General features: G+C 66.9%; 28 protein-coding genes and 1 pseudogene. 18 read left to right on the top strand and 11 right to left on the bottom strand.

Going from position 1 to position 22,492, the window contains the following annotated elements:
- Positions 1-235: 235 nt before the first annotated feature.
- The gene (locus AC1DY5_RS04900) at positions 236-1,027 is read right to left on the bottom strand and encodes a DUF3313 domain-containing protein (protein ID WP_478109181.1); all 792 of its coding nucleotides are present in this window, start codon (positions 1,025-1,027) and stop codon (positions 236-238) included.
- 3 nt (positions 1,028-1,030) lie between these two features.
- Between AC1DY5_RS04900 and AC1DY5_RS04895 the strand changes: the two genes are divergently transcribed.
- Positions 1,031-1,198, top strand: coding sequence for a hypothetical protein (locus tag AC1DY5_RS04895; RefSeq protein WP_478109179.1), 168 nt, complete (start codon positions 1,031-1,033; stop codon positions 1,196-1,198).
- A gap of 122 nt (positions 1,199-1,320) precedes the next feature.
- Here AC1DY5_RS04895 and AC1DY5_RS04890 read toward each other — a convergent pair whose 3' ends face one another.
- The 3 genes from AC1DY5_RS04890 to AC1DY5_RS04880 all read right to left on the bottom strand — a co-directional run bounded on the left by AC1DY5_RS04890 (position 1,321) and on the right by AC1DY5_RS04880 (position 3,451).
- Complete coding sequence (locus AC1DY5_RS04890) at positions 1,321-1,872, bottom strand: OmpA/MotB family protein (protein ID WP_478109177.1); 552 nt, start codon at positions 1,870-1,872, stop codon at positions 1,321-1,323.
- A 205-nt stretch (positions 1,873-2,077) separates the two neighbouring features.
- Positions 2,078-2,686 (bottom strand): hypothetical protein, encoded by a 609-nt coding sequence (locus AC1DY5_RS04885; protein WP_478109175.1) that lies wholly within the window; start codon positions 2,684-2,686, stop codon positions 2,078-2,080.
- A gap of 207 nt (positions 2,687-2,893) precedes the next feature.
- Positions 2,894-3,451, bottom strand: a complete 558-nt coding sequence (locus tag AC1DY5_RS04880) for a tannase/feruloyl esterase family alpha/beta hydrolase (RefSeq protein ID WP_478109173.1) — start codon at positions 3,449-3,451, stop codon at positions 2,894-2,896.
- Positions 3,452-3,460: 9 nt separating this feature from the next.
- On the opposite strand from AC1DY5_RS04880, the gene AC1DY5_RS04875 reads away from it, so the two are divergent.
- Together AC1DY5_RS04875 and AC1DY5_RS04870 are read left to right on the top strand one after the other, a co-directional pair.
- Positions 3,461-4,342 (top strand): LysR family transcriptional regulator, encoded by an 882-nt coding sequence (locus tag AC1DY5_RS04875; protein WP_478109171.1) that lies wholly within the window; start codon positions 3,461-3,463, stop codon positions 4,340-4,342.
- Between the two features lie 85 nt (positions 4,343-4,427).
- Complete coding sequence (locus AC1DY5_RS04870; RefSeq protein ID WP_478109168.1) at positions 4,428-4,829, top strand: hypothetical protein; 402 nt, start codon at positions 4,428-4,430, stop codon at positions 4,827-4,829.
- Between the two features lie 35 nt (positions 4,830-4,864).
- On the opposite strand, the gene AC1DY5_RS04865 is transcribed toward AC1DY5_RS04870, so the two are convergent.
- The 3 genes from AC1DY5_RS04865 to AC1DY5_RS04855 are packed head-to-tail and all read right to left on the bottom strand — an operon-like array spanning position 4,865 to position 8,046.
- The gene (locus AC1DY5_RS04865) at positions 4,865-5,290 is read right to left on the bottom strand and encodes a GlcG/HbpS family heme-binding protein (RefSeq protein ID WP_478109166.1); all 426 of its coding nucleotides are present in this window, start codon (positions 5,288-5,290) and stop codon (positions 4,865-4,867) included.
- A 24-nt stretch (positions 5,291-5,314) separates the two neighbouring features.
- The gene (locus tag AC1DY5_RS04860; protein ID WP_478109164.1) at positions 5,315-7,051 is read right to left on the bottom strand and encodes a thiamine pyrophosphate-binding protein; all 1,737 of its coding nucleotides are present in this window, start codon (positions 7,049-7,051) and stop codon (positions 5,315-5,317) included.
- Between the two features lie 5 nt (positions 7,052-7,056).
- A complete protein-coding gene (locus AC1DY5_RS04855; protein WP_478109162.1) occupies positions 7,057-8,046 on the bottom strand; it encodes a Bug family tripartite tricarboxylate transporter substrate binding protein in 990 nt (329 codons plus the stop codon).
- Positions 8,047-8,193: 147 nt separating this feature from the next.
- Here AC1DY5_RS04855 and AC1DY5_RS04850 point away from each other — a divergent pair, with 147 nt between their 5' ends.
- Entirely contained in the window at positions 8,194-9,105 is a 912-nt protein-coding gene (locus tag AC1DY5_RS04850) for a helix-turn-helix domain-containing protein (RefSeq protein ID WP_478109160.1), read from the top strand.
- 6 nt (positions 9,106-9,111) lie between these two features.
- Here the strand turns inward: AC1DY5_RS04850 and AC1DY5_RS04845 are convergent, their stop codons facing one another.
- Positions 9,112-10,005, bottom strand: coding sequence for an ion transporter (locus tag AC1DY5_RS04845; protein WP_478109157.1), 894 nt, complete (start codon positions 10,003-10,005; stop codon positions 9,112-9,114).
- A gap of 227 nt (positions 10,006-10,232) precedes the next feature.
- On the opposite strand from AC1DY5_RS04845, the gene AC1DY5_RS04840 reads away from it, so the two are divergent.
- The 3 genes from AC1DY5_RS04840 (at position 10,233) to AC1DY5_RS04830 (ending at position 11,610) form a co-directional block, all read left to right on the top strand.
- A complete protein-coding gene (locus tag AC1DY5_RS04840; protein WP_478109155.1) occupies positions 10,233-10,475 on the top strand; it encodes a PIN domain-containing protein in 243 nt (80 codons plus the stop codon).
- Positions 10,476-10,718: 243 nt separating this feature from the next.
- Entirely contained in the window at positions 10,719-10,874 is a 156-nt protein-coding gene (locus tag AC1DY5_RS04835) for a hypothetical protein (RefSeq protein ID WP_478109152.1), read from the top strand.
- 94 nt (positions 10,875-10,968) lie between these two features.
- A complete protein-coding gene (locus AC1DY5_RS04830; protein WP_478109201.1) occupies positions 10,969-11,610 on the top strand; it encodes a LysE family translocator in 642 nt (213 codons plus the stop codon).
- A gap of 61 nt (positions 11,611-11,671) precedes the next feature.
- Here AC1DY5_RS04830 and AC1DY5_RS04825 read toward each other — a convergent pair whose 3' ends face one another.
- Positions 11,672-12,199 carry an N-acetyltransferase family protein gene (locus AC1DY5_RS04825; protein WP_478109150.1) on the bottom strand — a complete coding sequence of 176 codons (528 nt, stop codon included), beginning with the start codon at positions 12,197-12,199 and terminating at the stop codon, positions 11,672-11,674.
- A 110-nt stretch (positions 12,200-12,309) separates the two neighbouring features.
- Here AC1DY5_RS04825 and AC1DY5_RS04820 point away from each other — a divergent pair, with 110 nt between their 5' ends.
- From AC1DY5_RS04820 to AC1DY5_RS04795, 6 genes are all read left to right on the top strand, one after another.
- A complete protein-coding gene (locus AC1DY5_RS04820) occupies positions 12,310-13,590 on the top strand; it encodes an MFS transporter (RefSeq protein ID WP_478109145.1) in 1,281 nt (426 codons plus the stop codon).
- A gap of 90 nt (positions 13,591-13,680) precedes the next feature.
- On the top strand, positions 13,681-14,070 hold the full coding sequence (locus tag AC1DY5_RS04815; RefSeq protein ID WP_478109141.1) for a nuclear transport factor 2 family protein: 390 nt from the start codon (positions 13,681-13,683) through the stop codon (positions 14,068-14,070).
- Between the two features lie 79 nt (positions 14,071-14,149).
- Positions 14,150-14,611, top strand: coding sequence for a cupin domain-containing protein (locus AC1DY5_RS04810; RefSeq protein ID WP_478109138.1), 462 nt, complete (start codon positions 14,150-14,152; stop codon positions 14,609-14,611).
- A 159-nt stretch (positions 14,612-14,770) separates the two neighbouring features.
- The gene (locus AC1DY5_RS04805; protein ID WP_478109134.1) at positions 14,771-14,935 is read left to right on the top strand and encodes a hypothetical protein; all 165 of its coding nucleotides are present in this window, start codon (positions 14,771-14,773) and stop codon (positions 14,933-14,935) included.
- 37 nt (positions 14,936-14,972) lie between these two features.
- Entirely contained in the window at positions 14,973-15,158 is a 186-nt protein-coding gene (locus tag AC1DY5_RS04800; RefSeq protein WP_478109130.1) for a DUF3606 domain-containing protein, read from the top strand.
- A 134-nt stretch (positions 15,159-15,292) separates the two neighbouring features.
- On the top strand, positions 15,293-15,619 hold the full coding sequence (locus tag AC1DY5_RS04795; protein WP_478109128.1) for a GYD domain-containing protein: 327 nt from the start codon (positions 15,293-15,295) through the stop codon (positions 15,617-15,619).
- Between the two features lie 9 nt (positions 15,620-15,628).
- Here AC1DY5_RS04795 and AC1DY5_RS04790 read toward each other — a convergent pair whose 3' ends face one another.
- Positions 15,629-16,747: an MFS transporter gene (locus tag AC1DY5_RS04790; protein ID WP_478109199.1), complete on the bottom strand. Its 1,119-nt coding sequence runs from the start codon at positions 16,745-16,747 to the stop codon at positions 15,629-15,631.
- A 202-nt stretch (positions 16,748-16,949) separates the two neighbouring features.
- On the opposite strand from AC1DY5_RS04790, the gene AC1DY5_RS04785 reads away from it, so the two are divergent.
- Positions 16,950-17,135, top strand: a complete 186-nt coding sequence (locus tag AC1DY5_RS04785) for a hypothetical protein (RefSeq protein ID WP_478109124.1) — start codon at positions 16,950-16,952, stop codon at positions 17,133-17,135.
- A gap of 104 nt (positions 17,136-17,239) precedes the next feature.
- Entirely contained in the window at positions 17,240-17,731 is a 492-nt protein-coding gene (locus AC1DY5_RS04780) for a hypothetical protein (RefSeq protein ID WP_478109122.1), read from the top strand.
- Between the two features lie 4 nt (positions 17,732-17,735).
- On the opposite strand, the gene AC1DY5_RS04775 is transcribed toward AC1DY5_RS04780, so the two are convergent.
- Entirely contained in the window at positions 17,736-18,557 is an 822-nt protein-coding gene (locus AC1DY5_RS04775) for an IclR family transcriptional regulator (RefSeq protein ID WP_478109119.1), read from the bottom strand.
- 168 nt (positions 18,558-18,725) lie between these two features.
- Between AC1DY5_RS04775 and AC1DY5_RS04770 the strand changes: the two are divergent.
- From AC1DY5_RS04770 to AC1DY5_RS04760, 3 genes and pseudogenes are all read left to right on the top strand, one after another.
- Positions 18,726-19,723 (top strand): annotated as a pseudogene (locus tag AC1DY5_RS04770) (tripartite tricarboxylate transporter substrate binding protein).
- A gap of 15 nt (positions 19,724-19,738) precedes the next feature.
- Entirely contained in the window at positions 19,739-20,551 is an 813-nt protein-coding gene (locus AC1DY5_RS04765) for an enoyl-CoA hydratase/isomerase family protein (RefSeq protein ID WP_478109116.1), read from the top strand.
- 5 nt (positions 20,552-20,556) lie between these two features.
- Positions 20,557-22,492 (top strand): acetate--CoA ligase family protein (locus AC1DY5_RS04760; RefSeq protein ID WP_478109115.1); only part of this gene is annotated, 1,936 nt, incomplete at its 3' end.

Raw genomic sequence — 22,492 nt, 5'->3', positions numbered from 1 at the left:
AGGCGCCAATCACCAGTCTGGCGCATCCACAGCCCAACGTCATACGTCAGCGCGAATATCCAGTATGCAGCCGGCCAGCTTGGTCTCCCTAGCGGTCAATGACCGCTCGGCGATAGCCCCGTCGCGCAACACCGGCATACGACAGCGGCGTGGGGATCGGCGCTGCGACGGCCTCGATCGATGAAGAAGTTTCAGTGGTCATGCGGTCGATTAGAACTTGAAGCCGGTGGCCTCGTCACTGCGGCGACTGGGCCCGCAGCTCGGCGAACCTCCGGGCGAAGGCCGACGACCATTTGTTGAAGGCGTCCTGCGCGTAGCTCCAGCTGGTGAAGGAGCTGACGTAGCCGTTCATCCAGGCTTCTGCCGCCGTGGTGGCGCCCTTATCGAGGTCGGCCGCGTACTTGAGCCCGATCTGGGTATCGGCGCATTCGGCCAGCACCGCACCGGTCGCGCCGTCGCGGAACTGCGCCTCGAGCCCGGTCTTGCCCAGATACGGCGTCGAGCCGACCGGGCGCCCCGTGGCCGCGCCCGAACCCATCTCGGCGACGAAGCCGTAGGGCACCGCGGTGCCGGCCATGCTGGCCAGCGTGTTGGTCGGCACCAGCGAGGTCAGGGCCAGCCTGACGCGCAGCACGCCGGGGCCGGGGGCGTTGACCAGCTGCACCTCGGGCGACAGGTTCTTGACCAGCGCGCTGTGGAAGTAGTCGAGCAGGGTCTTGAGGTCGGTCGGATCGATCGGGCTCTGCTCGCTGGCCGGCGTGACGTAGACCTGGATGCGCTCGATCATCACCTTGTCGTAGCGTTTCCAGTCGATGCCGGCTTGCCGCCAGCAGAGGAAACCGCCGTTGGCGGCCTGGACCTTCAGCTTGCCGGGCTCCGTCAGGAAGCCGACGTTGGAGACCTTGGCCCTGTCGTCGGACGCGGTGATGCCTGCGTTGCCCGAGCCGGGCGCGGCGCAGCCGGAGACGAGGGCTGCTGCCAGCGCGAGGCAGGCGAGAGAGGACGGGGTGAACTTGCGCGGTTTCATGAAGTGTCCTGGAAAGGCCTGTCGGTCGTCATCAAGGCGCCGCCACAGCGGACGTCGCTATTGCCGACCGGGTTCTGCGCCAGCTTGGCGAGTTCCTCGGCGCTCATCTCGGCGCGTGCCGGCGGCAGCGAGCAGTGCCATGCCGACGGCAATGCCCAGGCGCGCGGCTGACGGTCGAAATCCGAATGGCATGTCTACTCGCTCAAAGTGCTTGCGCCTGCCTTGCGTTCGGCAGGCTGTTGGCCCACACGGGATCGGCTACCTGGGCGAGTGAGCCGCGTTTGAACAACGCCTTACGGCCGACCGGCCGCCGAGATCACGATCTCGACGCGGCGGTTCTTGGCCTTTCCCTGCGGCGTGTCGTTGCTCGCCACCGGACGCGCGTCGCCGAAGCCCTGCGCCGAGATCGAGTTTTGCGGCACGCCCTTCGAGCTGAGGAAGCGCGCCACGTTGTCAGCCCTTGCCGACGACAGCTCGAGGTTGGACGGGAAACGAGACCGAAGCTCCGGGCCGATCGGCACGTTGTCGGTGAACCCTTGAACGACGATCTGCTGGCCCTTCAGGTCGGCGAGCGTAGGCGCAATTTTGCCCAGCGTCTGTTCGCCCTTGGGGCTGAGCGTCCAGCCGCCTTCGGGGAAGAGGATCTCGTTGACCATCGTCACCTTGAGCTCGTTCTGCAGCTGCGTGATCTGGGCCTGGTCGCTGCTCAACTCGCCCGAGAGCTTCTGGTTGAGCGCCGCGTAGGTGTTGGCCTTCTGCACCTCGGTGTTGTAGGTCTGCTTGGTGACGCAGCCCGCCGCCACCACCGCGGCGCACAGCGCCAGGACGAATTTGGTTGATTTCATTGCCTTCTCCGCTTTTGTGGAATGAACACGATGGGATCCCGAGAACTGACGCGCTGTCAACGCCCGTGCGAGTATTCGCCTCTCCATGCCGGAAGGGAATACGACCAAGGTCCTATCTCGATACATCGAGGCGGCCGGGTTCGGCGCTCAGCGGTAGTCACTGCGCTGGATGCGATCGCTTCCTCGAGCGCTACCGACCGCCTGGCTAACGCGGAATGGCGCGGCGTCTGACTCGAGGGGGTGCGGAATCTTCAAGCATCAACTTCTTGCGCAGCGCCTCGTAGGCCTTCGAGTCGTCGCGCTTCAGTGCATCGATCTGGTATTCGAGCCGCTGCAGCCTGGGTTTGCGCGCGGCATCCTTGATCTCCTGGACGTCCTGAATGAGTTCCTCGAGGGCGACGATGCGGTCATCGTGCTTCACGTCTTCGGGTAGGCGATCCACGAGAAGCGACACCGCGTCGAGCAGCCGACCGATCTGGCGTCCATAGCTGTGCTCCTGCAACACCTTGCGCTCGACGTCTGGCGCCGACGAGTTCACATGGGTCACGCTGACGAGGCTGCCGACCGAAAATCCGGTGTTGATCGGCTGATTGAGCGACCGCGGCGCGAGCGTCGGCCAGGTCCAGTTCTGCGGCCAGGGCCACCAGCCATTGCTGGCTGATCGACCGCCCACCGCACCACCGTGATCTGTTGCCATGCCAACCTCTCTGCGCCCGTTGCTGGCGCGGGAGAATCGTAGCGTGCATGCGGCATCGCGACGACTGCACTTAAGGAATAGGGCCGGTGTGAAACTCGGCCTCACGGGCCGGCGCACCGAAAACTCTCAGCCTTGAGCGCATCTCCCGATACGAACTGTGGATAGTTCGGATAGCGACACATCGGTCTCGACGCGATCGTCCGGTAAGGCGGAACCGTGTCATTACGTACCTGGATCAGTGCGTCGTCCGCGTTCTTGTGCCCGTCGTCCATTCATCCAGCGTCGTCAGCAAGTCGGCGCTTGTCGGGACCGGAATGCCTGTGGTCAAGCTGCGGCAGTGCCACCGTGAGACGATGCCGGCGATACGTACAACCGCACAAAGCGTTCCACATTGCTCGGCCCCATGCGTGCAATCACGCTCTCGTAGTACTGGACGCCGGCCAACGGGCTCTGAGCCATGTCGCCCGTGTTCTCCCGAATGATCAGCCTTCCACCACGCCGGAGAAAGGCGCTCAGATCAGGGTCCGTCGCGTCCATCATCGCCGACACCTGCTGGATGCGCGCGCGGTAGGCAGCAGCCTCAAACTGGCGAGCGTCCAGGCTCGGGTCCCGCGCGATGACATTGCGTGCGTAGCTGACGCCGTACACCACCCCTCTGGCTTCCGTCGTGACCGAGTCGATGCCTGGGCTCTTGCCGTCGCTGACCCAGCGTTGGATCCCCTCGCCAGGCTGGATTTCGCCGCCGAACTGTCGGCCCGGATAGGTTGTCAGTCCGTTGGCCACTGCAAAAGGCAACACTGTCGGGGCATAAGCGCCGTTGAAAGTAGCGATCTGGGCATCGGACAGGCACGCATCGCCGGCATCGGTGCCGCCAGGACACATCTGCAAGTCTTGCTGAAACTGGTCGAGGTGGGCAGCGTGCAGCGCACTGCCGACGCGATTGGCATGACGCAATCGTCGGTGACTCAGACACTTGCCTACCTGGAGCGCCTGCTCGAGACCCAGCTGTTCGAGCGCCATGCCCGTGGGGTGAGGCCTACGCAGGCGTGCACGGACTCGCTACCCGTCGCTCGTCAGGTACTGCTGGGCATTTGCGAGGGCGCCGAGGTGGTCGCCGCGCGACGCAGCCTCGGCCGCAGCGCGGTGCGGCTCATTGCCTCGGTCTCGGCGACCCACGGCTTGCTCGTGGAAACCTCGCCCGCCTTCGGAGAGCGGCATCCCGACATCCAGGTGCATCTCGCTGAAGCGGAGGGTGGCGACCAACTGCTGGCTGTGGCCAGAGGCGAAGTCGATCTGGTGGCCTGCCGACGCCCGCCGGCAGTGCCTGAGGGGTGGGAATTCATGCCGCTGCTCGAGGACCGGTTCGCCGTCGTGTGCAAGGCAGACCATCCGCTGGCGCGCGCCGTACGTGTGAGCTGGAGCGATCTGGCCTCCGCGACCTGGTTGCTCGCCCCCGCGGGCACGGCCGTGCGCGAGCGCTTCGACGAGCTGACGCGCGGTTTCCCGAGCCAGCCGCGGACCCACACCCTCGTCACGCGCTCACCCACCATGCTGTGGTGGCTGCTGCGCCATGAGCGCGCGCTGGCATTCCTGCCGCTGAACTTCACCAAGCCGCTGATCGACGCCGGCGAAGTGCGTGAAATCAACATTCAGCCGGCCAATCCCATCGAGTCCCTGGGCCTGTTGCGACCTGTCGGTTGCGGCGTCGAAGCTGCCGAAACGCTGGGGACTTACCTGCAAGAGCACTTTGCTTCTGGCCGTCGCGAAGCGTAGGGTCCGAGCACCTGCGCATGTCGTACCATCGCTTCATGCGCCATCGCAGCGAGCACAGGCAGGACATCGAAAAGGGAGGTCCGACATGACTGACGGCCGGCTCGGAGCGGTGGAGCTCAGGCAGTTTGCCGAGGCCRCCGAGCGGGCATCGCCCGATCCGACTTGCGCCTGCCGATTGCACGCTGCGACGAGTTGGGAGAGCCTCACGGAGGAGCGCTGGCCGGCCATCCTCATGGAGCCATTGGGCACATTGCGAGATTCGTCGGTGGACGAGCCGACTTTCGAAGAATTCCATCCCCACGGGACGCGATACGACTCGAGCGACGCACCCATCGCCGTGCAGTTCTTTCCCTTCAATCGGTGTGACGTCTACCGCTGCCGAAGCTGCTCGATCATCGTGCTGAGGTACACCGAATACGGGGGCTACTACGTCGACCATCGGGTGCGCCGCATTGCATCGGCGAGCCAGGTGGTCCAAGGCCCGTAACGCAGCACGCGTCCCTTTTTCGATTCGCTGCCGGCTCAGCCGGCCACGAAGCCAGCCGCCTGGACCCCCGCCATGCATATGACCTCGTCCTCATCCCCCGTGCCCCCACTGGCACCGACCGCTCCGAGCACCTTGCCCTGGGCATCCTTGATGAGCACCGCCCCGGTCTGCGGCAGAAATCGCCCCGCCGAGGTAGCGGCCAGCGAGACGAAGAAGTTCGGGTTGCCCTTGGCCCGCTCGCCGAGCTGGCGGCTCGACACCCCCATGCCGACCGCGCCCCAGGCCTTGGCCTGGGCGACGTCGAAGCGGAACATGCTGGCGCCGTCCTCGCGCGCGAAGGCCTTGAGGTGGCCGGCGTCGTCGAGCACCGCGATGCCCATCGGCTGGTAGCCGGCTTGTTTCGAATGCGCGAGCGCGGCGGCGATGATCTGGTTGGCTTGTGCGAGGGTCAGTGAGCTCATGGTGATGATTGACAGTGAAAAGAGTCAGCCCGGGGTGGGCGACGGCATGAAGGCTTCGAAGCCGAAGCGGTTCATGCTGCCAAAGGCCGGCGCGGCCGGATGCTGCACGAAGCGCGTGCGGCAGTCCAGCACCGACGGCAGGTCGGAGGCCAGCGCACGCGCGAGTGCCGGCGCCACTTCTTCGGCGCGGGTGACAGTCTCGCCGAAGCAGCCGAAGCCGCGCGCGATGGCTGCGTAGTCCGTGCCTTCGAGGCCGGTCGCGAATTCGAATGCGAGCTGCGCCTTCTGGCCCTGGCGGATGATGCCCCAGGATGCGTTGTTGTGGATGATGCTGACCACCGGCAGCCCGGCGCGTCGGGCGGTGTCAAGCTCGTTCATCGTGAAGCCGAAGGAGCCGTCGCCGGTGATGTTGATCACCGGCTTGTCCGGCTGCTGCAACCGTAGCGACATCGCGTACGGCAGCCCGAAGCCCAGGTGGCTCATGCCGGGTTCGTGGAAGCGCGTACGCACTGCGTCGACCGGCGTGAAGTCATTGCTCCAGAAGGTGGTGTGGCCGCCGTCGAACACCGCCAGCGCGTCGGCCGGCAGCGCATCGGCGATGGCCTGCGCGAGCGCTGCCGGATGCATCGTCGGGTCGGTGGCGTCGCGCGCCATCGCGGCCAGGCCTTCCTCATAGCAGGCCCGGACCTCTCGGATCTCGGCCAGCCATCTGCGTGCCCGCGTGCCTTTCGGTGGCGCGGTCGCGAGTGCCGCCAGCAGGTCTTCCAGCGCCAGCCGTGCATCGGCCTGCATCGCGACTTCGTGCACCGCCGGATGGCCGAGCGCCGATGGGTCGCAGTTGATGCTGATGGTGCGATGGTGCCGGCGCGCGAAAGGCCCGCGCGCATCCCACATCCACGACGAGAAGCGGCAGCCGACGCTCAGCACCACGTCGGCCTGCTCGAAGGCGGCGCGGATCGCGTCGCCCGCGATCAGGCCGCCATGGCCAATGAAGTGCGGGCTGCTGCTGGCGACCACGCCCAGCGCCATCTGCGTCGGCACCACCGGTGCGCCGAGCAGCCCGGCGATGGCGCGTAGCGCGTCGACGGCGCCGCTCGCCACCACACCGCCACCGGCGACCACCAGCGGGCGCTGGGCGCCGCGCAGCAGGCTGGCCGCGAGCGCGACCGATTCGGCAGCGGGGCGCGGGCCGAGCACCGCGCGGTACCGCGCGGGCGGCAGCTCGAACTCGTCGTCCGGGTAATCGGTGACGGCCGACAGCACGTCCTGCGGAATGTCCAGGTGCACCGGCCCGGGCCGGCCCGACAGCGCCTCCCTGAAAGCGCGGCGGACCAGTTCCGGCAGGCGCCGTGGGTCGTGCACCACCGCGTTCCATTGGGTCAGCGGCGCGAAGACYGCCTTCGTGTCCAGGTCCATGAACATGCCGCTGTGGGGATAGGCCGCGGCGCGGTGCTGGTTGGTCGTGATCGCCAGCAGCGGCAGATTATTGTTGAGCGCCACGCCCATGCCGGACGCGAGGTTCAGGCCGCCGGGGCCCATCTCGCCGAGCGCGACCGCCATGCGGCCCGAGCCCGCGTGCACGGCGGCGGCCATCATCGGCGCGGTCGCTTCGTGGCGGACGCCGACGAAGCGCACCGCCTGCTGTTGCGACAGGGCGTGCATCAGCGGCGCGAGCTTGCCGCCCACGATGCCGAAGGCGAAGGGCACTTGCTCGATCGCCAGCAGGCGGACCAGTGCCTGGGCGGCAGTGAGTCGAGGCACGGTTCTCAATCCTCCGCGGTGAAGCCAGTGGCCCGCACGATCGGGGCCCATTTCTCGAAGCCGGCCTTGACGATCTGCGCGAACTCCTGGGGCGACTGGTGGATCGGCTGCAGGCCGTAGGTGGCCAGCGACGCCACGAAGTCAGGTGCCTGCAGCGCCTCGCCGACCAGGGCATTGAGGCGCAGCACGATCTCGGCCGGCGTGCGCGCCGGCAGGAACCAGCCGAGCCACTCCTGCACCGCGATGTCCTTGTAGCCCTGCTCGACCATCGTCGGCACCTCGGGCAGGAAGGGGGAGCGCTGCGCGCTGGTGATCGCCAGCGAGCGCAGCTTGCCGCTGCGCACATGCGGCATCACCTCGCCGACCACGTTGAAGCTCACCGGGACCTGGCCGCCCATGACGTCGTTGAGCAGCGGCGCGCCGCCGCGGTAGGGGATCGGTGTCATCTCGATGCCGGCCGCCTTCTGCAGCATCATGCCGGCGAAGTGCAGCGCCGAGCCCGCGGCCGGCACGCCATAAGTCGCCAGCTTGGGGTTGGCCCTGGCCCACGCCACGTAGTCGGCCACGGTCTTGATCTCGGCCGGCAGGCCGGGCCCGGCGGTGAACGAGAAGGCGTAGGTCACGGTCGAGCAGACCGGCGCGAAGTCGGTCAGCGGGTCGTAGTTGAGCTTCTTGTAGGTGTGCGGGTAGAGCGTCATCGGCGAACTCGGGATCTGCAAGATGGTCAGACCGTCGGGTGCCGCGCGCTTCACGTATTCGACCGCGATGCGCCCGCCGGCGCCGGTGCGGGCCTCGACCACCAGGCTGGTCGCATAGCGGCCGCGCAGGCGCTCGGCGACCGGCCGGGCCACGTTGTCGCCCATGCCGCCGGCGGGAAAGCCCGAAATGATGGCGGCGTTGCCGTTCAGTTGCGCCCAGGCCGTCCGCCCGAGCCATAGGCTGGCCAGGGCGGACAGTGTCGCGCCGCGATGCAGCAGTTCACGTCGGTTCCACACGCTCGTCTCCGGTTCGTCGGCGCTGGCGATCTTCGCCGGCGCTCTGTCGTTGATTGAACAGGGCCCAGCTTAGGGACATGGCGGGCTTGCCACCATGGACGAAAGTGAGGGGTTCTTGTAGATTTCCGGCCTCGACGCCGTAGTTCCATGCGACCCAGCAACCTCCTTGTCGTCCCGTTCCGCGAAGTGCGCCACTTCATGCCGGAGGACAGCCTGCATGTCGAGTCGATCCGCGTGCGGGCGCAGCAGCACCATTGGAGAATTCCGGCGCACCGGCACGAGGAGCTGCATCAGTTCCAGCTGCTGACCGAGGGCGCGATGGTCGGCACCCTGGACGGCGAGCGCCATGCGCTGCGGGCGCCGGCGGCGCTGATGGTCGCCCCCGGGGTGGTGCACGGCTTCGATTACGAGCCCGACAGCGTCGGTACCCAGGTGACGGTGCCGAGCCACACCCTGGCTTCCCTGTGCGAGCACTCCCCGGTCGTGGCCCAGCGGCTGGGGCAGACTTTGGTGCTCGACACCGTGAGCCTCGGCGGCCATGCCCCGGAATGCGCCGATCATTTCTCGAGGGTCGCCGAGGAGTTCCAGTCACAGCGCATCGGGCGTGCCGAGGCGCTTCGCTCGCAGGTCGTGCTGCTCGCCCTGTGGTTCCTGCGCCAGGACGCGGCGACAACCGGCATCGGCCGGCGCCAGGCCTTGCGCGACACCCTGGTGCAGCGTTACCGGGCGCTGGTCGAGCGGCACTTTCACGAGCATCGCCCGTTGGCGTTCTATGCCGAGGCGCTCGACGTCACGGCCGACCACCTGAGCCGCGTCTGCAGGGCCGTGGCCAGCACCAGCGCGCTAGCGCTGTTGCATGAGCGCGTGGTGCTCGAAGCCAAGCGCGCGCTCGTCCACACGCAGATGACGGTCTCCGAGGTGTCGCTGCACCTCGGCTTCGACGATGCGGCCTACTTCAGCCGCTTCTTCAAGTCCGAGGTCGGCTGCGCGCCGTCGGAATTCAGGCTGCGCATCGCATCGGGAGCACAGGCGGTTCCGGCCCGGCCCCCATCGTCCTGAGCGGATCTACCGACCTTCAGGCGCCTCCGCCGCATCGTGGTGCCAGCGCGGCAGCTTCGCGCCGCAGTCGCAGCAGAAGCGCGCGCTGGGCGCGTGGCCTTCGCTCAAGCACTCGTGGCAGGTGCGGGTGGTCGGCATGCGCATGCGGCGGGCGGTGAACTCGGCGCTCACGATGCCGGTCGGCACGGCGAGCGTGCCCCAGCCGATCAGCATCATTGCGGATGCGATCACCCGACCCAGGTCGGTGTGCGGCGTGATGTCGCCGAAGCCCACCGTCGTCATGGTCGTGATCGCCCAGTAGATGCCCACGGGGATGCTCGTGTAGCCGTGCGATGGCCCTTCGACCACATACATCAGCGTGCCCATGATCACGACCACCAGGAGCACGAAGCTCATGAAGACCAGGATCTTGCGGCGTGATGCGGCCAGCGCTTGTCCCAGGGCGCGGAACTCTTCGACGTAGGCGGTGAGCTTCAGGATCCGGAAAATGCGAAGCAGCCGCAGCACGCGGACGTCGATCAGCGCATGCAGGCCCGGCACGAAGAAGGCGAGATAGGTCGGCAGCACCGCCAGCAGGTCAATGACGCCGAGCAGGCTTCTCGCATAGCGGACCGGCCGGCGCACGCAGGCCAGGCGGCAGAGGTACTCGAGAGTGAAGGCGATCGTGAAGACCCATTCGAGCACGTCGAAGTGGGTCGCGAAGCGCTCGTGCACCGGGGCCATGCTGTCGAGCACCACCACCGCCACGCTGGCCAGGATGACCGCCATCAGGGCCAGGTCGAAGGCCCGCCCGGCGCGGGTGTCGGCCTCGAAGATCACGGTGTACATCTTGAGCCGCCATCCGGAATCGGGGCGGCCGTAGCGGCGGGAGTCCGGCTCGGCCGGCGAAGGGGTCGTCATGGGGCGGGATCGTATGCGATGCAGCTTGTTCCGACAGTGACGCCTGACGTCAACATCCTCGTTGCCGCATCGCGCAGCGATCATCCTCACCACCTGGCCGCCCAGACCTGGCTGGAGCAGGCCCTTGCCGACGCGAGTGAGGCGAGGCCCCTGAGGCTGCAGCCCATGGTGGTTGCGAGCTTCCTGCGTCTCGTCACGAACCCAAAGTCTTCCCGAATCCGACGCCGATGCTGGAAGCCCTGCGCTTCGTCGACGCGGTGCTGAAGGCGCCGGGCGTCGAGCGTGCGGCCCTGGACGCCGAGTGGCCCGCACTGCGCAAGCTGTGTGCCGACAAGGCGCTTGGCGCGAACGACATACCCGATGCCTGGCTGGCCGCCGCGGTCATCCATCAAGGCGAGCACTTGGTCAGCTTCGACGGCGACTTCAAGCGTCTTCTGTCGAGGGCGCAATTCACTCGGCTGCCTGCCTGATCCGACTTCTTTCGACTTGTTTCAGCCGCAAGCTGAGCCTGCGCAGCACCGCCGCGGATCGTGATCCTAGGGTGTAACAAGGTCATCGGCAGCGAACTCGGCATCGCGGTCGGCACCGTCAAGACCCGTGTCAAGGCGATCCTCCAGAAACTGGGGGCGCCGGGCACATCGGCTGCGCGTCTGTATTTCCTGCAGCCGGCGGCTCACAATGGGACTTGGCCTGAAGCCCGAGGAACCATTCCCATGACCACTTCCAAAGTCCCTTCCGAGGACGATCCCGCGCAGTTGCCGGTCGAGCCAGAGTTCCCGACCGACGCCGACCCCACTAATCCCCATTCGGATGAAGGGACTCCGGGTGCCGACGAGAACGCGGCCGGCTTCGTGAAGGAAAAACTCTAATGAGATACATGCCCCCCGGCCGGCGCGGGGTGCCGATCCTGAAGAAAATGGCGGGTTCGTAATCCGCCGCTGAGCGGTTTCGCTAGGAGCGATGGTGACCTGGTCCAACTGGCTCGCCTTTTGCGGTGTCTCGCTTTTCATGGCTTTCACGCCCGGCCCAGCCGTGCTGCTGGCGGTCTCGAACTCGGTGTCGGTCGGCGCGCGTCGCGCCATGTGGGGCTCGCTCGGCAATGCAGTCGGCGTGTTCCTGGTGTCGGCCGTTGCGATGGCCGGCCTGGGCGTGCTGCTGAGCAGTTCGGCGACCGCCTTCATGGTGCTCAAGCTGGCGGGCGCCGGCTACCTCGTCTACCTCGGCATCAGGCAATGGCGCAGCGGCGCCAACGCCTTCGCCGATACACGCGCCTCTGCCGGGGCCTCCGCGCCGCCGGCCACGCTCAGGCTGTTCGGCCACGGCCTGACGGTGGCCATGACCAACCCGAAGAGCATCCTGTTCTTCTCTGCGCTGTTCCCGCAGTTCCTGACGCAGGGCGCGCCGGCGGCCGAGCAGTTCTTCGTGCTGACGGCGACCTTTGCGATCTTCACGCTGCTGTCGCATGCCTTCTACGTGCTGCTGGCGCGCGGCATGAAGCGCAGCTTCTCCGACCTGCGCCGCGTCCGGCTGTTCAATCGAATCTCGGGCGCGGCCTTCGTGCTGCTCGGGCTGGGCATGCTGCGCCTGCGCAATCGACTCGGCTGAGTCAGTTTCCCAATGCGAGACGCAATCGGCAGGCTGGTGACGGCCTCGCGTCGCCGGTCCGTCAAGGCGCCTGGTCTGCGTCCGGTTCGGTGCGCGAATCGATCCTGAGTTGCAGCAAGGCCAGGTCCAGCCACCTTCCGAACTTGGTGCCGACCTCGGGAAGAAGTCCGACTTCCTCGAAGCCCAGCTTCTTGTGCAGTTCGATGGAGCCCGCGTTGCCGGCCTCGATGGCGGCGACCATCACATGCTTGCGGATGCCGCGTGCGCGCTCGATCAAAGCGACCATGAGCGTCTTGCCGATGCCCCTGCCGCGGCGGTCCTGGCGCACGTAGACCGAATGCTCCACCGTGTGCCGGTAGCCGTCGAAGGCGCGCCAGTCGCCGAACGATGCATAGCCGGCCACTGTACCCTCGGCATCGATCGCCACCAGCACCGGATAGCCGGCCCGCTGACGTTCGGCGAGCCACGCGGCCCGGTTCGCCGCATCGACGGTTTTGTCGTTCCAGATCGCGGTGGTGTGGACCACTGCGTCGTTGTAGATGGCGACGATGCCGTCGATGTCGGCGGCGTCTGCGTCACGTACCTGCATGGTGATGATCTCCGGGTCGAATTCGATGCGATGGTACTGGCCAGGATGCCGTCGCGACTGGTCTATTCTCGCGGGACAACAAGAGACACTTCCGGCTTCGGCCGACCGGCATGAAATCAGATCGCATCCACCAGCCCGACTCCCGCCACGCCGTGATGCGGCTCGCCGTCACGCTGCTGCTCATGGCGGTGGGCAGCAGCGGCATGTACGCCGTGTCGGTGGTGCTGCCGGCCGTGCAAGCCGACTTCGGCATCGCGCGCGCCGATGCGTCCTTGTCCTATACCGTGCTGATGGTCGGCTTCGGAGTCGGCGGCATGCTGATGGGACACCTGGCCGACCGCTTCGGCGTGATGTGGCCGCTGCTTCTGGGTGCCCTGAGCCTGGGCCTCGGCTACATCGCCTGCGGCCTGGCCCCGGGTGTCGCGAGCTTCATGCTCGCGCAGGCGGTGCTGGTGGGGCTGCTGGGCAGCGGCGCCGCCTTTGCGCCGCTGGTGGCCGACACCTCACTCTGGTTCGTGCGGCATCGCGGCATCGCCGTGGCCATCTGCGCGAGCGGCAACTACCTGGCTGGCGCGATCTGGCCGCCGATCGTGCAGCACTTCGTCGAGTCCGTCGGCTGGCGCCAGACCTATTTCGGAATGGGCATCTTCTGCGGCCTGAGCATGGCGGCGCTGGCGCTCTTCATGCGCGCGCGGCCGCCGGCCCTCGCAGCGGAGGCGCCCGCCGCGGGGAAGCCGGCCGCCGCCGTCGTCGGTGCCTCGATGCGGCCCTTCGGGCTCAGCCTGGGCATGGCGCAGGGGCTGCTGTGCGTGGCCGGCACGGCATGCTGCGTGGCGATGGCGATGCCGCAAGTCCACATCGTCGCCTACTGCACCGATCTCGGCTACGGCGCGGCGCGGGGCGCGCAGATGCTGTCGCTGATGCTCGGATTCGGCATCGTCAGCCGGCTGGTCTCGGGCTTTGTCTGCGACCGCATCGGCGGGCTGCGCACGCTGCTGCTGGGATCGGCGCTCCAGTGCGTGGCGCTGTTCCTGTTCCTGCCCTTCGACGGCCTGGTGCCGCTGTTCGTGGTGTCGGCGATGTTCGGCCTGTTCCAGGGCGGCATCGTGCCGTCCTACGCGATCGTCGTGCGCGAGCACTTTCCGCCGGCCGAGGCCGGTGCGCGCGTCGGCACGGTGCTGATGTGCACGCTGCTCGGCATGGCGCTCGGCGGCTGGATGTCCGGTAAGGTCTTCGACCTCACCGGCAGCTACCATGCCGCCTTCGTCAACGGCATTGCCTGGAACCTGCTCAACATGTCGATCGCGGTGTTCCTGTTGGTGCGTGTGCGGCGGCGGCGGCGCATGGCGATGGCGGGCGCGGGTGGCGCCGTCGTCCGGGCGGGCCGGTAGGTGCCGGCGCCCACGGCTTGTCTTTCCGGCCAACCCAAGGCAGAGTCGCTGTGTCAGGCAGCTGCATCGTTCATTTTCCGGAGCAACTCCATGTCGTCCACCCCCATCGCGATCTGGCACCAACTCGTCAAGGAGCGCAACGTGCGAGGGCTCGACACGCTGCTGGCAGAAGATGCGATCTTCCATTCCCCGGTGGTCCACACGCCTCAAGTCGGGAAAGCCATCACGAAGACCTACCTCGCTGCCGCGTTCCAGGTCTTCTTCAATCCGACTTTTCGCTATGTCCGGGAGCTGACTGGCGATCGGGACGCGGTCCTCGAGTTCGAACTCGAACTGGAGGGCATCCGCGTCAACGGGGTCGACATGATCAAGTGGAACGACGAGGGCAAGATCACCGAGTTCAAGGTGATGCTTCGTCCTCTGAAGGCGGTCAACCTGATCCACCAGAAGATGGCGGCCATGCTTCAGGCGAACCAGTAGCCGTCTTGTCGCAGCAATCAGGCCTACGAAATTCCGATCCAACCCTGTTCGTCCGACGATTCCGAAGGAGAAAGCGATCATGAAGCCCGAGCCCTTTGCCGTGACACCGGAGTCCTATGCCCCCGCGTTGGACGTGGTGGGAGAGAAGATCACCGTGCTGGCATCCCATGCGGCAACGCAGGGCTATGAGATCTTCCTCCAGCGGGGCGACGAAGGCACTGGACCGCCGCCGCACAGTCACGACTGGGACGAGTCCTTCTACGTCGTGAAGGGCGTGGTCCACATCAGCTACGGCGACCAGCAGGCCACGGCGACGGCCGGGACGCTCGTGCATTTGCCCGCGGGCACCGTCCACAATTTTCGCTTTGGCGTCGGCGGTGGCGAGATGGTCTCGGTCACCGGCCAGACCGGCCAGGCCACGCGTCTTTTCACGACGATCGACGCAGAGGTTCCGCCGGGGGCGCCGGACATCCCAAAATTGATGGCGGCAGCGGAAAGATGCGGCGTCACCATCGCCGTCTATCCCAGGCTGGAAACTTGATCCAGGTCAAACGTGGATCGAAGCGCGCTCCTACGATCCATTCCTTCTGGTTTCGGCGGCAAGGGGGTTTGAATRAATGCTCCTGATCGCGGTCAATTGCAGGACTTCGCGTATCGAGGCTGGACGTTCAGGTGCGCGGCGCGCCCCGACGGAAACGGGATGTTTCTGCCGGTGGTCRTGTGCATCGGCACGGCGCCTGGGCGACAGACGGAATTGCCGCGCGACACCGAGGCCTACGCGACAGCGGCGGAAGCACTGCGCCACGGCGAGCAGCAGGCGATCCGTTGGGTCCAGGAACACGAGGACACGCGTGGCCTGGAGTGAGCAGAAGCGAGCGACGCATTGATTCGGAGGTAAGCACATGCCTGATGATCTTGGCAATTTCAAACCACTGGATCCCGGTCGGATCCTCGAGGACGATCCCGTGGAGTTTCAGTACTGGTGCAAGGAGCTTCGATGCTCCGAGGCCAAGCTGCGGGACGTCATTTTCAAGGTCGGCAATCACGTTGCCGCGGTGCGCGAACATCTGGCGTCGAACGCCGATTGATCCGCATCTAGCGCCGAGGCCTGGCGGAGGCCTGGCGTGAGGCGTCCCGCAGGGGACATCCCACGAGGCGGTGCTTCTTCGGGCAATCCGGCCTGCACGCGGCCCGCCTCAATTTCAACGAGATGGAGACACACATGCCTACCTTTATGACCAACTTCAGCTACAACACCGACGGCTGGCAGAAGCTCGCCAAGAATCCTGAGGACCGCAGCGTTCCGGTGAAGGCGCTGCTGGAAAAGCTGGGCGGGAAGCTGCTCAGCATGTACTACATGGCGGGCGACTACGACGGCTTCATCATCTACGAGGCGCCCGATGCCAAGGTGGCCGCCACGGCCATCATCGCCGTCGAGCTCGCCGGCCATATTCGCCTGCTCAAGACCTCGCAGCTCTACACCGTCGCCGAGACCGTGGAGATGATGGGCAAGGCAGGTCAACTGGCCTATCCCGCACCCAAGGGCTGATAGCCGGGGTCAGGGCTCGAGACCCCGCAAGGCCAGTCCGAGGAGCGCCAGCAGGCTGAAGCCGGCACCGGCGTAGAAGGTGACGGGCGCCCCGAGTCGATCCCACAGCAGTCCGGCCAGGACGCTGGCGACCAGCATGGCCACGCCGGCCACGAGGTTGAAGAATCCGTAGGCGGTGCCGCGCAGGTCTTCGGGCGCGGTGTCTGCGACCATTGTGGCCAACAGGCCCTGCGTGAGGCCCATGTGGATGCCCCACAAGGTGACTCCGACCAGGACACCGCCCCAATGACTGCCCAAGGCAAGGACCAGATCGGCGGCGATCAGGACGGCGAGTCCGAGGGCCAGCAGCCGGGTGTGGCTCATGCGATCGGAGAGTTTTCCGAACGGATAGGCCGACAGCGCATAGACCAAGTTCATGGCCACCATCACGAGCGGCACCAGGGCGATCGGAATGCCGCCTTGCTGCGCGCGCAGCACCAGGAAAGCCTCGCTGAACCTGGCCAACGCGAACACAGCACCGATGCCCACCACCCACCAGTAGGCCCGGCCAAGCCGCACCAAGCTTTCGCGACGGATCGGATGGGTCGGGGTCCCGGCCCGATGCCGGTCCGGCTCTCGCAGACCGAAGATCAGTAGGGCGACGGCGAGCACGCCGGGGATCACCGCGACCCAGAAGACCGCCCGGAAATCGTCGGCCCACAGCAGCATCAGGCCCACGGCCAGCAAGGGACCCAGGAAGGCGCCGACGGTATCGAGCGACTGGCGCAGGCCGAAGGCTGCGCCGCGCAGCTGCGGCGGCGCCAGGTCGGCCACCAGGGCATCCCGAGGCGCGCCGCGGATTCCCTTGCCGACACGATCCAGAAGCCGGGCCGTCAGCACGATGCCGATCGAAGGGGCCAGGGCGAACAGCGGTTTCGTGAGCGCGCCCAGCGCGTAGCCAAGCACGGCCAGGCCCTTGCGCCTGCCCAGATAGTCGCTCAGGGCCCCGGAGAAGATCTTGACGATCAGCGCCGTGGCTTCCGCGAGGCCCTCGATCAGGCCGACCGCCAACGCACTCGCGCCCAGGGTGGTCAGCATGAACATCGGCAGCAGGCTGTGGATCATTTCCGAGGAGATGTCCATCAACATGCTGACGAAGCCGAGCAACCAGATGCCCGCCGGCAGTCGACGCAGCGTGGCGCTGCCGGATTCGGTGCTCACATGCTTCCTTTTTGCTCCGRCCACCCGGCCGCGAGAGGGCCATTGTTTCTGACTGACGAACACTGCAGTTCTTYTCGTGTCGTTTTTGCCCGGTCGATTGGGTCCAAACTATCGCCTTAGCGAGGCAACAATGAACACGACATGGAACTTCATCTTGGCCGGCGCCATCACCCTGGCGTCCTCGGCGGTCATCGTCAGCGGTGAGGCTGCAAAGGGTGAATTGCGCCTTGTCGAGGCAGCCACGACGGTCGGCGCCAGCGCCGAGGCCTTCGTCCTGCTGACCGGAGGCACGGCCTCGGTCGCCTCCGCTCAATAGAACACGGTCCGTTCGCTCCACAATGCATGCCGGCAGGCGGCCGGTACAAGGGTGCCTTTCCCGCGGCACCGCGGCCGCTGCCTCGCAAAGATGGAGGAGTGAACATGGCCGACGCATGGCTGCCAAGAGAAGAGTACATCGCACTGCGCAAGGAAGTGCAGGGCGCGACGGCGGAACTGGCACGCCTCGAACTGGCCTGCGTGCTGGCAGTGGCGGCCATCTTCGCCTGGCTGGTCAGGGGCGCGGGCGATTTCGTCGGCTACCAGGGGCTGGTCTGGGTGGTACCGATTCTTGTCCCGGCCTATGGTGGCCTGAAGGCCTGGGCCGTCCATGCCCGCCTGGCCCGTCTCCGAAGCTACCTGACGAAGCTGGAAGCCTCCGCCTCGCCCGGGGAGGAGCGGTGGCTGGGCCAACTGGCGCGGACCGGGTCCAGGGCCCGCGGCACGGTGGCGCTCGCCGCCTGGGTCTTCCTGCTGGTGTTCACGCTGGCCGGCAGCGCGCTCGGTTTCATGGATTTCCGCGAGCAATGCCCCGGACCGCTGCACAACGCGTGCGTGCAGGACGTCGATTCGGAAGAGTCCACCCAGGGCGCCTAGGCGTTCATTTCGAAGAAGCAGCGACCGAATGCTCCAGTTCGGCGGCGGCGAGAACTGCTCTTGCGTTGTCGCGAAGCGCCAGCAGCGGGCCGCTCAGATCCCTTCCCGTGCCATCGATGTCGTCCGCGGTCGTCACGCTGGCATTGAGCACGTAGATAGGGCGCGCCGGGATCACCAGCGGTGTCGCCACGGCAACGACCTCCGGCTGCCAGGCTGCCACGCAGTAGCCTTGCTGCTCGACCTCCTGCATCGCGGTCCTGATCTCCTCGTGCAGCCGGCGCCACTCGCCTCCCCGTCTCGACTGAAATTGCCCGAGCAGAGCCAGGCGCTCCGCTTCCGGCGCGACCGCCAGGTAGGCGCGCCCGAGTGACGTGAGCTCCATGGGAACGCGCTGGCCCGCCACGACATGGCGCAGCGCGACCTTCCGGTTGTATCGAACCGATTCCAGGTAGACCATTTCGTCACGATCCGCGACGGCCAACCCGACGTTGATGCGCATCTTCTCGGCCAGCGCGCGCATCAGCGGAGCGAGGGCGTTGAGCACGGGGGAGCCTGCGCGCATCGCGTGGCCCAGGCTCAGGACAGGGGCCGCAAGGCGATACGCCCGTTGGCTTCGGTCGTGCTCGAGCAGGCCGGTGTCGACCAGGGTCTGGGTGAGCCGGCTGACGGTCGCGCGCGAGAGTCCGGTTCGCTCGGCGATCTCGCCATTCCCCAACAGGTCGGCGCCCGGCCGGAAGGCCCTCAGGATCTCCACGCCTCGAACCAGCGATCTGTTCAGCAACGGATCCTCGTGGTGGTGGCGCCGCTGAACAGGTTCGGAAGGCATGGGGTTGCGATGGCGGTACGGTCGATGTGAGCCTATCAGTTATTTCCACTGGATGGAAATAGGGGGCTGCCCAGCGGGGGTTGTATCCCTAAGCTCGGCTTGTCGTCGAGAAGAGCAGAACGCCGCTTCGACCCGCTTTCCTTTTCCTGCAAGCCCGGAGACAAATCCATGCAATCCATCCAGACCCTGGCGCGTGCCGGATCGGCCGTCCTCCTCGCCCTCGCTTGCGCGGCCGGCGGCATCTTCGCGACGCCCGCGATCGCCGCGTTTCCGGACAAGCCGATCAAGATCGTCGTCCCCTTCGCACCGGGCGGCGGCACCGACCTGGTGGCCAGGACCATGGGCATCGCCATGAGTCAAGAGCTCGGCCAACCGGTCATCATCGACAACAAGCCCGGCGCCGGCACGATCATCGGAACGGAAGCGGTGGCCAAGAGTCCGCCGGATGGCTATACGCTGGTGATGGCCACCGTCGCACACGTGGTCAACCCGAGCATTCAAGGCAAGCTGCCCTACAAACACGAGAAGGCGTTTGCGCCGGTCATGCTGGTCGGGGTTTCGCCGAACGTGCTCCTGGTGCGCGCCGACAGCCCCCTCAAGTCGGTCAAGGACGTGATCGATGCGGCGAAGGCCGCTCCGGGCAAGTTGTCGTTTGCGTCGCAGGGGGCCGGCACGTCGGCGCACCTGGCCGGCGAACTCTTCAAGAACCTCACGAAGACAGACATCACCCATATCCCCTACAAGGGTGCCGGGCCGGCGATCACGGACGTGCTGGGCGGCCAGGTCGACACGATGTTCGCGACGGCGGCCGCGGTCGGCACCTTCATCGACAGCGGCAAGCTGCGCGCGCTGGCCGTCACCACCGCCACGCGATCGCCCAGTCCCGCGCTGGCCAACGTGCCCACGATCGCCGAAGCCGGCGTGCCGGGCTACGTCGCCGATAGCTGGTACGGCCTGTACGTGCCCGCAGGCACGCCGCCCGACGTCATTGGCGCCTGAACGCCGCGGCCAGGAAGGCCGTTCGGACGGAGTCCTTCCGCAAGCGCGTGGAAGGCGAGGGCCTGGTCATCGACGGTGGCTCGCCGCAGGACTTCGACAGATATGCCAAGGGCGAGGAAGCGCGCTGGCGCAAGGTCGTCAAGGAAAACCACATTACCACCGATTGAACGGAGACCCTCGAAATGACTTGCGGACTGATTGAACTGAGCGTGCACGACGGCGTCGCCACGCTGCTGCTGAACCGACCCGACAAGCGCAACGCGATGAGCGACGACATGCGCACCGAATTCATTGCCGCGCTCGAACGCGTCACGGCCGACAAGGCGATCCGTGCGCTGGTCCTGACCGGCAGCGGCAAGGGCTTCTGCGCCGGCGGCGACGTCGCCGGCATGGAACGGCGCATGAGCGCACCGGCCGGCGAGATTGCCTTCAACGGCTGGCATCGCCAGCAGCGCGTGCACTATGCGCAGTCCTTGCTGCACACCCTGCCGAAGCCGACCATTGCCGCGGTCAATGGCGCCGCCTCGGGACTGGGTGCCGACACCGCGCTGGCCTGCGACTTCATCATCGCCAGCGACGCGGCAAGCTTCAGCTGGTCCTACATCCATCGCGGCATCGTGCCGGACGGTGGCGGCATGTACTTCCTGCCACGCCGTGTCGGGCTCGCCATGGCCAAGGAGCTGATCTTCACGGGGCGCAAGGTGGAGGCCGACGAGGCGCTGCGACTGGGCATCATCGACCGCATGGCGCCCGCTGAAAGCCTCGTGGCCGACGCCCGCGCGTGGGCCGTCGAGCTCAGCAAAGGGTCGGCCACCGCCTTGGCGCTGGCCAAGACCATCCTCAACCAGAGCTTCGAGCTGCCGGCCGAGCAGGTGTTCGCACAGGGCAGCCAGGCCCAAGGCATCTGCTACACGAGCAGCGAGCATCGCGAGTCGGTGATGGCCTTCCTGGCGAAGAGCGCAGACCCAGGCGCAGCGCGCGCGGGCCGGGAGTGACGACCATGGACGCCATTTCACGCCTCATCAAGCCGCGCAGCGTGGCGGTCATCGGCGCCTCGGCCGATGCGGGCAAGACCGCTGGCCGCCCGGTTGCCTACCTGCGCAAGCATGGGTTCGGCGGCGACATCTATCCGGTCAATCCGCGCGCGGACAGCATCGGCGGCCTGCGCTGCTACGCCGACATCGCCTCGCTTCCATCGGTGCCGGATGTGGGCATCGTCCTGCTCGGTGCCGAGCGCGCCCATCTGGCCGTGCAGGAACTTGCCGCGCGAGGCACCGCCGCGGCCATCGTGCTGGCCAGCGGCTATACCGAGACCGGCGAGGAGGGTGCGCGTCGCCAGGCGCAGCTCGTCGAGGCGGCAGGGCGGATGCGGCTTCTCGGCCCCAACACCATCGGTCTGGTCAATTTGACGGATCGCATCGTGCTTTCGGCCAGCGGTGCGCTGGAGATGGAGCACTTCCCGGTCGGCTCGATCGGCGTGGTGTCGCAAAGCGGCGGCATCCTCGGCGCGCTGCTCTCGCGCGCGGCGTCGCGCGGCATCGGGCTGTCGAAGCTGATCTCGACCAGCAACGAAGTCGATCTCGAACTGGCAGATTTCATCGACCATCTGGTCGACGACGAGGCGACCAAAGTCATTGCCCTCTATGTCGAAAGCGTGCGCAATCCCGAGAAGTTCCGTGCGGCCGCGCTGAAGGCGGCGCGCGCCGGAAAGCCCGTGGTGGCGTTCAAGATCGGGCGCTCCGAAGCGGGCGCCAAGGCGGCCGTGTCGCACACCGGCGCATTGGCCGGGGCCGACCGCATGTACGACGCATTGTTCAAGCAGGTGGGTGTGATCCGCGCCCAGACCTTCGGCGACCTGCTCGACATTCCTGCGGCACTCTCGACCGGCCGCGTGCTGCGCGGCAACCGTGTCGCCATCCTCACGTCGACGGGCGGTGCCGGGRCGCTGGTGTCCGACAGCCTGGGTGTGTCCGGTTTCGACACGCCCCCGCCCGACGCCGAGACCGCCGCGCGCCTGCGCGCCCTGCAGACCGGCGACCACGCGGCCCTCGACCGCAATCCGATCGACGTGACCTTGGCCGGACTCAAGCCCGACCTGCTGCGCGGCGCCATCCGCGCACTGCTCGACAGCCCGAGCTATGACGCGCTGGCGATCATCGTCGGTTCGTCGGGTCTTGCAATGCCCGAACTGATGGCCGGCGCCATCGAGGATTGCCTGCCCGGCACCGACAAGCCCGTCATCGCCTATGTCAGTCCGCATGCGCCGGAGGTCACGGCGCTGCTGACCCAGCGCGGCGTGCCGGCCTTCCCGGCGGCCGAGAGCTGCACCGTGGCATTGGCCGGAATGCTGGAGACCACCCGGTGGCGAGCCCATGAGGCCTCGGCGCTGGGCGCCCCGGTGTCGATCTCAGACCTGCCGGCCAGATCGCTCGACGAGGCCCAGGCGAAGCAGTTGTTCGCACGCTTCGGTGTTCCCTGCGCCGGGGAAAGGGTCGTCGGTACGCCTGGGGAGGCCGAAGACGCCGCGCATGCGCTGGGCGGCCGCGTGGTGCTCAAGGTGCTCTCGGGAGTGATCACGCACAAGAGCGACGTCGGCGGTGTCGCCGTCGACCTCGGGCCCGATCGGGTGGGTGCGCCCCTCACGGCCATGAAAGCCGAAGTGGAAGCCAGGACCGGCATCGTTCCCGAGCGCTTCCTGGTCCAGGAGATGGTTTCCGGTGGCACGGAACTCATCCTGGGCATGCACCGCGATGCGCTGGGCACTGCCATCCTGCTGGGCATGGGCGGTGTTACGGCCGAACTGTTCAAGGACACCACGCTGCGCCTGCTCCCGGCGGCGGGGGGGCTGAGCCGCGAGGAGGCCCTCGAGATGGTGCACTCCCTCAAGACCTGGCCGCTGCTCGACGGCTTCCGCGGCCGCCCCAAGGCCGACGTCG

Source organism: Variovorax sp. P4_D9 (genome assembly GCF_056401695.1).
The sequence above is the reverse complement of the archived record's forward strand: the minus strand, read 5'-3'. Positions and strand labels throughout refer to the sequence as shown.